The sequence below is a fragment of the Phytobacter massiliensis JC163 genome (assembly GCF_000321045.1).
Taxonomy (GTDB): domain Bacteria; phylum Pseudomonadota; class Gammaproteobacteria; order Enterobacterales; family Enterobacteriaceae; genus Phytobacter_A; species Phytobacter_A massiliensis.
On sequence record NZ_HE578953.1, the window covers coordinates 28,845 to 41,349 of the forward strand.

General features: G+C 50.3%; 10 protein-coding genes. 8 read left to right on the top strand and 2 right to left on the bottom strand.

What is annotated here, in order from left to right:
* Positions 1–116 precede the first annotated feature (116 nt).
* From hupA to ENTHG_RS23615, 8 genes are all read left to right on the top strand, one after another.
* On the top strand, positions 117–389 hold the full coding sequence (hupA, locus tag ENTHG_RS23580; protein WP_044185979.1) for a nucleoid-associated protein HU-alpha: 273 nt from the start codon (positions 117–119) through the stop codon (positions 387–389).
* An 11-nt stretch (positions 390–400) separates the two neighbouring features.
* On the top strand, positions 401–1,093 hold the full coding sequence (locus tag ENTHG_RS23585; protein WP_106403381.1) for a DUF1481 domain-containing protein: 693 nt from the start codon (positions 401–403) through the stop codon (positions 1,091–1,093).
* 1,003 nt (positions 1,094–2,096) lie between these two features.
* A complete protein-coding gene (locus ENTHG_RS23590) occupies positions 2,097–2,645 on the top strand; it encodes a hypothetical protein (protein ID WP_044185984.1) in 549 nt (182 codons plus the stop codon).
* 434 nt (positions 2,646–3,079) lie between these two features.
* A complete protein-coding gene (gene ecpA, locus ENTHG_RS23595) occupies positions 3,080–3,682 on the top strand; it encodes a common pilus major fimbrillin subunit EcpA (RefSeq protein ID WP_044185987.1) in 603 nt (200 codons plus the stop codon).
* A gap of 49 nt (positions 3,683–3,731) precedes the next feature.
* The gene (locus ENTHG_RS23600; protein ID WP_044185989.1) at positions 3,732–4,400 is read left to right on the top strand and encodes an EcpB family pilus assembly chaperone; all 669 of its coding nucleotides are present in this window, start codon (positions 3,732–3,734) and stop codon (positions 4,398–4,400) included.
* Positions 4,401–4,425: 25 nt separating this feature from the next.
* Positions 4,426–6,951 (top strand): fimbrial biogenesis outer membrane usher protein, encoded by a 2,526-nt coding sequence (locus ENTHG_RS23605; protein ID WP_044185991.1) that lies wholly within the window; start codon positions 4,426–4,428, stop codon positions 6,949–6,951.
* Positions 6,941–8,590, top strand: a complete 1,650-nt coding sequence (gene ecpD, locus ENTHG_RS23610; RefSeq protein WP_044185993.1) for a fimbrial adhesin EcpD — start codon at positions 6,941–6,943, stop codon at positions 8,588–8,590. The genes ENTHG_RS23605 and ecpD overlap by 11 nt, the downstream gene beginning before the upstream one ends.
* Positions 8,559–9,263 carry a fimbrial biogenesis chaperone gene (locus tag ENTHG_RS23615; RefSeq protein WP_044185995.1) on the top strand — a complete coding sequence of 235 codons (705 nt, stop codon included), beginning with the start codon at positions 8,559–8,561 and terminating at the stop codon, positions 9,261–9,263. The genes ecpD and ENTHG_RS23615 overlap by 32 nt, the downstream gene beginning before the upstream one ends.
* A 91-nt stretch (positions 9,264–9,354) precedes the next feature.
* Here the strand turns inward: ENTHG_RS23615 and purD are convergent, their stop codons facing one another.
* The gene (purD, locus tag ENTHG_RS23620) at positions 9,355–10,647 is read right to left on the bottom strand and encodes a phosphoribosylamine--glycine ligase (RefSeq protein WP_044185997.1); all 1,293 of its coding nucleotides are present in this window, start codon (positions 10,645–10,647) and stop codon (positions 9,355–9,357) included.
* Positions 10,648–10,658: 11 nt separating this feature from the next.
* A complete protein-coding gene (purH, locus tag ENTHG_RS23625) occupies positions 10,659–12,248 on the bottom strand; it encodes a bifunctional phosphoribosylaminoimidazolecarboxamide formyltransferase/IMP cyclohydrolase (RefSeq protein ID WP_044185999.1) in 1,590 nt (529 codons plus the stop codon).
* Positions 12,249–12,505: the final 257 nt, after the last annotated feature.

The following is a 12,505-nucleotide window of genomic DNA, read 5'->3' on the forward strand; positions in this document are numbered from 1 at the left end:
ACATTTGGGGGGCGAAAAAAAGTGGCTATCGGTGCGTGTATGCAGGAGAGTGCTTTTCTGGCATTTCCGTCGCACTCGATGCTTAGCAAGCGATAAACACATTGAAAGGATAACTTATGAACAAGACTCAACTGATTGATGTAATTGCAGACAAGGCTGATCTGTCTAAGGCGCAGGCGAAAGCTGCTCTGGAATCCACCCTGACTGCGATTACTGAGTCTCTGAAAGAAGGCGATGCTGTACAACTGGTAGGTTTCGGTACCTTCAAAGTGAACCACCGCGCTGAGCGTACTGGCCGCAACCCGCAGACCGGTAAAGAGATCAAAATCGCCGCAGCTAACGTACCGGCATTTGTTTCTGGTAAGGCACTGAAAGACGCAGTTAAGTAAGACGCGTGGCGGTGAACAGTTTTAACGAAGGGGCTTTACGGCCCCTTTTGTTTTCCTGGCGGCGTGCGCTTACGCTGGCGGGCGGGCTGTTGCTTACCGCATGTAGCCATCACTCCTCCTTACCCCCTTTTACGGCCAGCGGCTATGCCGGTGACCAGGGCGCGATGCGTATCTGGCGCAAAGATACGGACACTGAAACCCATCTGCTTGTCGCCTTTAGCCCGTGGCAGCGCGGAAATACCTCTCTGAGCGAATATCGCTGGCAGGGCGATGAGCTTAGCCTGATCGAGCTTAATGTGTACGGCGAGCCGCCTGAGCACATTCGCGTCCGGTTTGATGATCGCGGCGAGCTAAGCTTTATGCAGCGGGAGGTGAACGCGCAGAAGCAGCAAATCTCCAGCGATCAGATAGCGCTCTACCGCTATCGTGCCGACCAGCTCCGTCAGACCAGCGATGCGCTGCGCCAGGGGCGTGTAGTGCTGTACCAGGGCCGCTGGCATAACAACGGTTCCGTTACCACCTGTGAAGGGCAAACCGTTAAGCCAGAGCTGGACTCGCTAGCCTTAAGCCATATTGAGAATCGTCAGCGCCACTCCTCAGCAGAGGTGAGCGTGGCGTGGTTAGAAGGGCCGGAAGGCGCGCAGCTGCTGTTAGTCGCCAATGAAGATTTCTGTACGTGGCAGCCTACAGAGAAGAACTTCTGAGGTAGTTATTCTTTAGTCCCGCTTGTTTATCCTGTGTCGTTAACTGGCTGTGGATGCCAGAATACGCCTTTCCCGCTACACACTCTGCATTCGTTTACTCTTCCTGTATACACTCCATTTTACGTTTATCCCCGATCGAGATGTTGTATTGTTTTTACAAATGTTTTATCAGCCCGTGCGGATTTAACCTGATTAAGTGTTTCTAATATAAAGAAAGATACGTATAAACAACATTGTGTAAAACAGTGTAACCTATTATCTATGCTTTTCCTGTATCACAAGGTTGGATATCTGAGACATACAATCCTTCTGCGGTAAACGATATAGGGGGACTGTGCCAGATGATTGCCCGCGTCCAGTTTGCTGGATAGCTCACAATTAATGATTTTTAAGGGCATTCGTAGATTAAAAACAGCATTATCTTACGCGTTATTCCTGGGGGATTTTCCCAAAAATGCCGTTGTGGCTGATCAATATACGGGCAGGAAAGTTATTACAGTCAGGTGAGGTCAGACCAGGACGCCCAAAAAACCAGGATAAAGCCTTAAGAAAATGCCAGTGCAAATAATTTATAACCAGGATAAAGACTTGAGATAATGCCCTAAAATTCATTAGTGATTCTTACCATTAAGTCTTTATAAAAATTAAAATTGTTATAATAATGAAATTAAAACCCATGAGAAGGTCAAAAATCATACTCTTTATAGTGGTTTTTTTACGCTTCCTCATGTGAAATCAGCGAATTATGGCTAACCAATAAGTTATTTGTATGTTTTTCAATAGGTTAATGATTTGCTTTATATGTTTAAAATGGATTATCACGGCTGTGATAATTTTAATGTCCATTTTTGATTAGGGTTTTCTTAATTAAATTGAGTGGGATAACCTGCTTTATCTTTTGAATAAAAAAACTATTATTGGCGACAGGAAATAATTTTTTCTGAGCTGCCAGGAAAATTCTGCGCAGCATCAGGACGAAAGTTTAATAAAAGGACTTCGTGATATGAAGCACTACTTCATTTCTGATGACGGAATGCTGCTGTCTGGTATAAAAGAGATCACGCAAGAAATAGCAGGCTCTTCATTCTTTCTCAATCCCGAGAAAACGCGAAATTTCTCTCCCGAAGCGGGAGATGTAGTTGTGCTGGCGGTAGATAATAGTAAAACTCGCAGCTTGTTGATGCGAGTTGCGTATAAAAAGAATTGCCGTCTGCTTATCCTGCTCGATATGCCAGTTGTCACGACAACGCGCAATTGCTTTCCTTGGTTCGCGCCCAAAAAATTGAACGCCAGAGATCTGCTGCTGCTATTGCAAAAAGCAAAGCTAGCACCTTACGATCGAAAAAGGAAAGAGGTGTCGCAGAAAATCGTCGATATCTTCACGAGTCTTGGTAATGGTTATCCTGTCGAGGATGTGGTCGAAAGCCATAAGCTTTCGGCGAAATACATTCATCAGGCCAAACGTGACGTTCTGTATAAATACGGCTTTATGAGTTGCAATTCACTCGGCGTATTAATTTGTCGTGATATGCTTGAGATGAAACGTTTTTAATAATTAAAGCAATAGACTAAAGTTAATTTAGCATTAATTAGTTTGGCTTCTTATTAAAAAAGCTGACGCTTTTATTTTAGCGAATTATATAATCGCTTTTTAATTCATGTGTTCATCTCATATCTGATATGAGCAATATTATGCAATATCCTGGGTATGTTCTACAGATGACACAGAAGTTTGCAATATATCATGTTCACAGTTTCGCTTTATAGCTGAAAAGCTATGAAGGGATTTTCTGTTTTTGCACCTTTCTGAAAAAGAACGCGGAGCGTTAAGCGTTAATTAAGGATGGTGTTAAATCAGGGATATTGTTCGCGTCGGGTTAGCAGATATCTGTTACCTCGCGGGCAAATTATATGTTTCGCACAACAATAAATATTGTGCATGGAAGTGGGCATTACGCTCTTTAATTAACTCAGGATGAAATTTTTATGAAAAAGAAAGTTATTGCACTCGCTCTGGTCTCCGCGTTTGTCGGCATGGGCGCAGCTCACGCGGCTGATACCACCGCTCAGGCTGTAGCTACCTGGTCTGCAACCGCGAAAAAAGACACGACCAGCAAGCTGGTGGTAACGCCTCTGGGCAGCCTGTCTTTCCAGTATGCCGAAGGGGTTAAAGGCTTTAATACCCAGAAAGGTCTGTTTGATGTTGCTATCGAAGGGGACAGCACTGCTACCGCGTTCAAACTGACTTCTCGCCTGCTGTCTAACACGCTGACCCAGCTGGATGAGACCGGTTCTACGCTGAGCGTAGGCGTGTCCTATAACGGTACTGAGGTGAAGAAAGATGGCGATACCGTTATGATCGACACCGCCAACAATATTCTGGGCGGCAACCTCAGCGCGCTGGCAACCGGTTATAAAACTACAGCCGACCGTACTACCGCTCAGGACGCTTTCACCTTCTCTATTCTCAGCGCCACCAAAGATGGTACTAACCCAGCAGATTTCAACGAGCTGCCGGACGGTATCTGGAGCGGTGATGTAAGCGTACAGTTCGACGCGACCTGGACCAGCGGCCCAAGCGGCGCATGATGCGCGAGGCAGGGGGAATCCCCTGCCTTTTTTCACGGATTGAATTCAAATGAAAAAACTCACTCTGGCGCTAAGCCTGATTTTCTGCACCGTTACGCCAGCTATGGCGCTGGATGTTGGTGATATCTCCTCCTTTATTAATAGCGGCAGCAGCACGCTGAGCAAAGAGATCAAAAACACCACCGACAGTGGCCGCCTGGTCAACATCCATGTGGAACGCCTTACCTCACCGCTTGAGAATGGCAAAGTTATTCCGATGGATAAAAAGGACGAGATTTTACTGACCCCCGCGAGTCTGCTGCTTCCCGCGCGAGCCAGCGACGTTATCCGCTTCTTTTATAAGGGGCCGGAAGATGACAAAGAGCGTTATTACCGCATCGTCTGGTTCGATCAGGCATTAAGCGATGCCCAGCGCAATAGTTCAACGCGAAGCGCTGTTGCGACGGCTTCGGCCCGTATTGGCACCATTCTGGTGGTAGCGCCGCGAAAAGTGAAATTTAGCTACCGGTACGACAACGGCAAGCTTATCAATGACGGCAACGCCACGCTGCGAATTATTGCTTACGGCCCGTGCCTGAAAAGCGCCGATGGGAAAGAGTGCAAAGAAAATTATTTTTTAATGCCAGGACAAGAGCGCCGCTTTGTGCGCGTTAACGTTGCGGATAAAAAAGGCCACGTTGCGCTTTGGCAAGGTGAGCAATTTGCCCCGGTGAAATAAACATACGTACTGGTGGAATAAGACTATGCATTTAAAAGGGCTTAACCCTGGATTGAAATCACTTCTTGCCTCAAGCATGGTCAGTTTGCTTTTTCCACTTAGCGCCGCTGCTGAAACCGATAAAGTTCAGCAAATTGGCAGCGTTATTATCCCCCCGGCGTTCGGGCAGGCATTACGGGATGGAATGAGCGTTCCGCTCTTTATTCATCTTGAGGGGAGCACGGGAACGCAGGACGATCAGCGGATCGGTAATGCCTGGATCTGGCTGGATAAAGGCATTTTGCGCGTGCGACAAATTCAGCTGGAAGAAAAAGAGGATAATGCCACCTTAAGCGAGCAACCGCGAAACCAGCTGATCGCACTATCAGATGAAGCGTTTAATAAAGATCTGCAAATTACCCTTGAGGATAACGCGCATCTTAAGCTCAGTTTGCGCCAGCTTCTGCTGCAGCTGGTGGTGAAACGGGAGGCGTTAGGCACCTTGCTGCGCCCGCGTAGTGAAGATATCGGCGCGTCCAGCGTTGATCACCTTAGCAGCACGCTCAAATATAACCTCGGCATCTACAATAACCAGATGCGTGATGGTGACAATAATACCTCCAGTTATCTTTCGCTTAATAGCGTTACCGCGCTACGCGAGCACCATGTGGCGCTGGATGGTTCGCTGTACGGTGTTGGTACCAGTAATCAGGATAGTGAAATTTATAAAGCGATGTACGAACGCGACTTCGCTGGCCATCGTTTTGCCGGTGGGATGCTGGACACCTGGAACTTACAGTCTTTAGGACCGATGACCGCCATTTCAGCAGGTAAAATTTATGGTCTCTCCTGGGGAAACTATGCTAACTCGACGGTATTTGACGGGACGCAATCCGTTACGCCAGTCATCGCTTTTTTGCCCGCCGCGGGTGAGGTTCATATTACGCGTGAAGGACGCCTGCTGAGCGTCCAGAACTTCATGATGGGTAACCACGAAGTGGACACGCGCGGTTTACCCTACGGAATTTATGACGTTGAAGTCGAAGTTATCGTTAATAGTAAGGTAATCAGTAAACGTACCCAGCGGGTAAATAAACTGTTTCGTCAGGGACATGGTGCTGGCGCGCCGCTGGCCTGGCAGATATGGGGCGGCAGCTTTCATATGGATCAATGGTCAGGGGATGGCAATGAGACGCGGCCGGCTAAAGATAGCTGGTTAATTGGCGTTTCGGCTTCGGGGTCGATCAATGCTTCTAGCTGGGCGGCCACGGGATACAGCTATGATAATAACGTTGTCGGCGAGACGCGGATAACGCTGCCGTTAAGCGAATCTATCAGCGTTAATATGCAGAATATGCTGGCCAGCGACAGCTCCTGGAGCGCTATTGGTAGCCTCAGCGCCACCTTGCCTGGCGGTTTTAGTACGGTTTGGGTCAACCAGGAAAAGACGCAGATTGGCAATGAATTGCGACGCAGCAGCGCAGATAATCGCGCGATTGGCGGCTCGCTGAACTTTAGCCCACTATGGTCAAAGCTGGGCACATTAAGCGTCAGCTATAACGACGATCGTCGTAATAACAGCCATTACTATACTGGCGATTATTATCAGTCGTTATATACCGGAAAGTGGGGCTCGTTAGGAATGCGGGCCGGTGTACAGCGGTTCAATAATAGCGACAGTGATGGTGGGCTCGACAAATATATTGCTTTTGACTTCACGCTGCCGCTAGGCAACTGGTTCAGCGCCGGGATGAGCCATAAAAAAGGGTACACCCTGGCGAACCTGGCAGTACGTAAGCAGTTTGAAGAAGGGAGTATCCGTACTATCGGGGCTAACGTTTCACGCGCCATTTCCGGTGATACCGGCGATGACAAAACCCTGAGCGGCGGCGCTTATGCGCAGTTTGATACGCGGTACTCGTCAGGCACGCTGAACGTAAATAGCGGCACAGACGGTTACGTAAATACGAACCTTACCGCTAATGGCAGTATCGGCTGGCAGGGAACAAACATTGCCGCCAGCGGGCGTACCGACGGTGATGCCGGGATAATTTTTAACACCGGGCTTGAAGATACAGGCAAATTAAGCGCCAGAGTGAATGGCCGGACATTCCAGCTATCCGGCAAGCGCAATTACCTGCCGCTCTCGGCGTACAATCGTTATGAAATCGAACTGCAAAACAGTAAAAATTCAATTGATAGCTTCGATATTGTTACCGATCGCAAGAGCCACTTTACCCTCTACCCGGGCAATGTTGCGGTTATTACGCCGGAAGTTAAACAAATGGTTACCGTTTCTGGCCGTATTCGCGCCGAAGATGGAACGCTGCTGGCAAATGCACAAATTAAAAACCATATCGGCAGAACACGCACCGATGATAACGGCGAGTTCATTATGGATATCGATAAAAAACATCCAACTATCGATTTCAGCTATGGCAAAAATCAGAGCTGCGAAGTGGTGCTGGAGTTAAGCCAGGCGCGTGGTGCCGTGTGGGTTGGGGATGTAGTTTGTAGCGGCCTGGCCTCCTATGCCAATAGCAGGCCAAATGGAGAAAATAATGAAAGTTAATTGGCTGAATTGCATCATTTTCATAACTACTGTGCTGGGTGGCACCCATATCAATGCGGCGATAAATAAACAAATCTATCCAGATGCGCCGACCAGAAAGTACGTATTTGTTGAAAATAATAATGACGATAACTACTTTGTTACTCCTGGCGTTGTCGGACAACGTGATCCGCGTATGACGGGGTCTAACCGCTGGACGGGGCTGAAATATAATGGCTCTGGTCTTGTTTATCAGCAAAGTCTTGGTTATATCGACAATGGCTATAACGCGGCTTTAGCCGCCAACTGGATGTTCGATATGTGGCTGGATAATTCTCCCGCCTCTTATCCGCTGCTTGGCCTGCGCTGTATTAACTGGTACACAGGTTGTAATATGAATACCAGTCTTATTCCCCCACAAACCACTGATGAAAAGGGTTTTTATGGCGTAAAGGTTCCCTCAGGTGGGGCGAAGTGGATGCACGGAATGATGGCAGACTCTTTTTATCAGTTTTTACAGCAGGTACCGGTAGGTGGTAGTTTTAGTACGACAATTAATACATGCACCACTTCTATACAGTATGACGCCTCGAGCGGTGCACGCTGTATAGACCAGAGTACCGGGATTTGGTATGCAGTTAAAGTTACCCACCAGAAGGGCGGCCATTTAAGATTAGAAAATACCAACGCGCTTACCGAAGTTTTTATTAATAGCGACGGTGTACCCATCATCGGCGAGGGTAATGGCGAATGCAGGACGATGACCATTGGTACTCGTAGCGGATTAGGTTGCAAAATGGTGAAATATACTTTGCAGTCCAGTGGGATAAATAATACCTATATCCATATATTTCCAGCAATTAATAACACCACTTTATTATCAGCAATTAGCTATGGCGATTTACAATTTAGTTTAAATGGAAATTCATGGAGAGCGTTAAACGGCACTGCTTCCTATTATACATATAACGATTTAACATCATCAGACTCGATCTATGTTTTCTTCTCCAGTAACTTCTTTAAACAGATGGTCCGTCTGGGGATTAGCGATATGAATACTGCCGAATTCCTTAATTTCCGATTTTATAATGCCGACGTTCCTGAATCAGGATGGTACGAGTTTTCCACCTCGAGTGAGATTATTATCAAACCGCGTGATTTTGGTATCAGTATAATTTCAGATGAGTATACCTCTGCGCCAAAGAAAGAAGGAAATGTCGGCTATGGCGAACCATCACTGGATTTTGGCTATATTGTCACTACCAGCGCCAAAACCGCCGCGGATGAAGTGCTGGTTAAGGTTAAAGGGCCGTCAAAAGTGATCCGAGGAATATCATATTGTCTTTTTTCTTCGCCCGATGACACTGTCAAGGTTGCTTTTCCCGCCACGTTGTCATTTACCTCCCAAAGCGGGAAAGTTAAGTCCTGGAGCGCCGGATGCGATGATACCTGGCATGATATGACTGATGCGCTATGGTCAGCTACGCCATGGAACGATATTTCCGGCGATGTGGGGCTGATGAATAAAGCGAACGTGAAATTTTCGATCCTGATGAATAACCCCGTGTCCCTGCGCACGGTAGAAAAAGACGGTTGGTTTGGTGAGGTAAGCGCATCAGGAGAGATTCATGTTCAGGCTACGTGGCGTGATATCAATTAGCAGACTGCAGGCGCTTCTCTGTCTGCTGATGCTATGGTTGCCCCCTGCAGCGCAGGGGATCTCCATTGGCAATATAACGTTCTCGCTAGCGCCTGACGATGAGTTCGCCGCGAAACGGGTCGTTAATAACAATAAAAGCGCCCGTCTGTATCGCGTTTCGATTGTTGGCATTGACCGCCCCGGCGGAAAAGAGGTCATTTCGCGCCCGGCGGATGGTGAAGTACTGTTTGCCCCTCGCCAGTTGACATTGCAGGCAGGTGCGAGCGAATACTTTAAATTTTACTATCACGGTCCAAAAGACAACCGCGAGCGTTACTACCGGGTTTCGTTTCGGGAGATACCTTCACATAATTATGTTATGCGCAACGCCAGCGGGGCCGGGGTCAGTATGGAGCCGGTCATCGTGATGGATGCTATTCTGGTCGTTCGCCCGCGAGAGGTTAACTTTAAATGGACTTACGATCGCAGTACAGGAACGGTAAGCAATACCGGTAATACCTGGTTTAAGCTGCTCGTTAAGCCCGGCTGCGATACCACGGAAGAAGAGGGCGATGCGTGGTATTTACGGCCCGGCGATGTGGTGCGCAAAGATACGCTGCGCCAGGCCGGGAACCATTACATTATCTATAACGACAAATTTATTAAAATCTCCGGCGACTGCCAGGGAGAGTAAAGGAAGGGCAGGCTTTACCGAGGGTAGATGAACGGCAGGCATAATGGTCATTATCAGCAGACCATTATGCCTTTTTCAGATGGGTAAGAAATTACTCGCCCTGCTCGCGGGCAATTGCGCGCCAGCCGATATCCTGGCGGCTAAAGCTACCGTCCCAGTGAATATCCGCCATAAATGTATAGGCGCGTTGCTGCGCCTCGGCAACGCTCTTACCCAGCGCTGTGGCGCACAGTACGCGCCCGCCGCTGGTAAGCACCTGTTCATTATCGGCAAGCCGGGTGCCAGCGTGGAACACCTTCGCCCCTTCGACCGCCTCCAGCGGTAAACCATGGATCACGTCGCCGGTGCGATATTCCCCAGGGTAGCCGCCAGCCGCAATCACCACGCCCAGCGCCGCGCGCTCATCCCATTCAGATTTTTGCGTGTCCAGCTTACCTTCGCAGGCCGCCAGACACAGCTCGACCAGGTCGGACTTCATGCGTAGCATGATGGGCTGCGTCTCCGGGTCGCCAAAGCGGCAGTTGAACTCAATGACCTTCGGGTTACCCTGCTTATCGATCATCAGGCCCGCATACAGGAAACCGGTGTAAGTATTGCCTTCCGCCGCCATGCCTTTCACGGTTGGCCAGATAATGCGTTCCATGGTGCGCTGGTGAACTTCATCCGTTACCACCGGCGCGGGGGAATAAGCGCCCATGCCGCCGGTGTTCAGACCGGTATCGCCATCGCCCACGCGCTTGTGGTCCTGGCTGGTGGCCATTGGCAGCACGTGCTCGCCGTCCACCATCACGATAAAGCTGGCTTCTTCGCCGTCGAGAAACTCTTCGATCACAATGCGGTGACCGGCGTCGCCAAAGGCATTGCCTGCCAGCATATCGTGAACGGCCGCTTCGGCCTCGCTCAGCGTCATCGCCACAATCACGCCCTTACCGGCGGCAAGGCCATCGGCCTTAATGACGATCGGCGCGCCTTTCTCGCGCAGGTAGGCCAGCGCAGGCTCGACTTCGGTAAAGTTCTGATATTCCGCGGTGGGGATCTGATGGCGCGCCAGGAAATCCTTGGTGAAGGCTTTGGAGCCTTCAAGCTGCGCCGCGCCCGCGGTGGGGCCGAAGATTTTCAGGCCCGCGGCGCGGAAGGTGTCCACCACGCCTTTCACCAGCGGCGCTTCCGGCCCGACGATGGTCAGGTCAATCTTCTCGCTTTGGGCAAAATTCAGCAGCGCCGGAATATCGGTAGCGCCGATAGCTACGTTTTGCAGCGTCGGCTCCAGGGCAGTACCGGCGTTACCCGGCGCGACAAACACGGTTTCGACCTGCGGCGACTGGGCGGCTTTCCACGCCAGCGCGTGCTCGCGCCCGCCGTTGCCAATAACTAGTACTTTCATCTGTTGCTCCATTAATGGCGGAAGTGGCGCATGTCGGTGAAGATCATCGCGATACCGTGTTCATCGGCGGCGGCAATCACTTCACTGTCCCGGATAGAACCCCCAGGCTGGATCACACAGCTCACGCCAACGGCGGCGGCGGCGTCGATACCATCGCGGAACGGGAAGAAGGCATCAGAGGCCATGGCGGAGCCTTTGACTTCCAGACCCTCGTCACCGGCTTTAATCCCGGCGATCTTCGCTGAATAGACGCGGCTCATCTGACCGGCGCCAATGCCGATGGTCATATTCTCTTTAGCATAAACAATGGCGTTGGACTTCACGAACTTCGCCACCTTCCAGCAGAACAGCGCGTCACGCAGCTCCTGTTCGGTCGGCTGGCGTTTTGTTACCACACGCAGTTCGCCTTCGGTAACCATGCCCAGATCGCGGTCCTGAACCAGCAGGCCGCCGTTTACGCGTTTGAAATCCAGCCCCGGAACGCGTTCTGCCCACTGGCCGCAGACCAGCACGCGCACGTTCTGCTTCGTGGCGGTAATTTTCAGCGCTTCTTCTGACGCCGAGGGTGCGATGATCACTTCAACAAACTGACGAGAGACAATCGCCTGTGCGGTTTCGGCATCCAGCTCGCGGTTAAAGGCGATAATGCCGCCGAACGCGGAGGTCGGGTCAGTTTTATATGCACGGTCGTAGGCATCGAGAATCGAGTTGCTGACCGCCACGCCGCATGGGTTGGCGTGCTTCACGATAACGCAGGCCGGCTCGCTAAACTCTTTAACGCACTCCAACGCCGCGTCGGTATCGGCAATGTTGTTATAGGAAAGCGCCTTGCCCTGTACCTGCTGTGCGGTAGCGACCGACGCTTCCTTTACCTCTTCTTCTATATAGAAGGCTGCCTGCTGGTGGCTGTTCTCACCGTAGCGCATATCCTGCTTCTTAATGAAGTTCAGGTTCAGGGTTCGTGGGAAGCGACCGGCGGCCTCTTTGCTTTCACCGTGATAAGCCGGCACCATGCTGCCGAAGTAGTTGGCGATCATGCTGTCGTAGGCGGCGGTATGCTCGAAAGCTTTAATGGCGAGATCGAAACGGGTGTCGAGCGTCAGCGACCCTTCATTAGCATCCATCTCTTTAATAATGGCGTCGTAGTCACTGCTCTTTACTACGATGGCGACGTCTTTATGGTTCTTGGCGGCGGAGCGCACCATGGTCGGGCCGCCAATATCAATGTTTTCCACCGCGTCATCCAGCGAGCAGCCTTCGCGGGCTACGGTCTGGGCGAACGGGTAGAGGTTAACTACAACCATATCAATAGGCGCGATGCCATGCTGTTCCATAATGCCATCATCCTGACCGCGGCGGCCCAGAATGCCGCCGTGCACTTTTGGATGCAGGGTCTTTACGCGTCCATCCATCATTTCCGGGAAACCGGTGTAATCGGAAACTTCGGTCACCGGCAGACCTTTAGCTGCTAGCAGACGGGCAGTGCCCCCGGTAGACAGCAGCTCCACACCGCGTGCGGAAAGTGCCTGGGCGAATTCGACGATACCGGCCTTGTCAGAAACACTGAGCAGCGCGCGGCGAACTGGACGACGTTGTTGCATGGTAAATCCCCTGGATTTGACGATAACAGAGAGCGTTAGCTGAATTTTTCACGAAAAACTCAGCTAACGCCCCTTTCGGGGCATCTTCGTTTTGCGGGGGCATTTTAACGAAAACGTTTGCGCAACGCTCGCGAATTTTCACCTTTTCGCCGCTTTGTGGATAACTCTGTGTGCAAAAGGGTATAAGGCGGGATTTTGCTGTGGAATGCAGCAGTCAGTCATTTTTCTGCAATTTTTCTATTGCGGGCTCCGGAGAA

What these genes read in the sequence shown, in the direction of transcription:
- hupA (WP_044185979.1), top strand. Translation starts at nt 117, where the DNA reads ATGAACAAGACTCAACTGATTGATGTAATTGCAGACAAGGCTGATCTG.
- ENTHG_RS23590 (WP_044185984.1), top strand. Translation starts at nt 2,097, where the DNA reads ATGAAGCACTACTTCATTTCTGATGACGGAATGCTGCTGTCTGGTATA.
- ecpA (WP_044185987.1), top strand. Translation starts at nt 3,080, where the DNA reads ATGAAAAAGAAAGTTATTGCACTCGCTCTGGTCTCCGCGTTTGTCGGC.
- ENTHG_RS23600 (WP_044185989.1), top strand. Translation starts at nt 3,732, where the DNA reads ATGAAAAAACTCACTCTGGCGCTAAGCCTGATTTTCTGCACCGTTACG.
- ENTHG_RS23605 (WP_044185991.1), top strand. Translation starts at nt 4,426, where the DNA reads ATGCATTTAAAAGGGCTTAACCCTGGATTGAAATCACTTCTTGCCTCA.
- ecpD (WP_044185993.1), top strand. Translation starts at nt 6,941, where the DNA reads ATGAAAGTTAATTGGCTGAATTGCATCATTTTCATAACTACTGTGCTG.
- ENTHG_RS23615 (WP_044185995.1), top strand. Translation starts at nt 8,559, where the DNA reads ATGTTCAGGCTACGTGGCGTGATATCAATTAGCAGACTGCAGGCGCTT.
- purD (WP_044185997.1), bottom strand. Translation starts at nt 10,647, where the DNA reads ATGAAAGTACTAGTTATTGGCAACGGCGGGCGCGAGCACGCGCTGGCG.
- purH (WP_044185999.1), bottom strand. Translation starts at nt 12,248, where the DNA reads ATGCAACAACGTCGTCCAGTTCGCCGCGCGCTGCTCAGTGTTTCTGAC.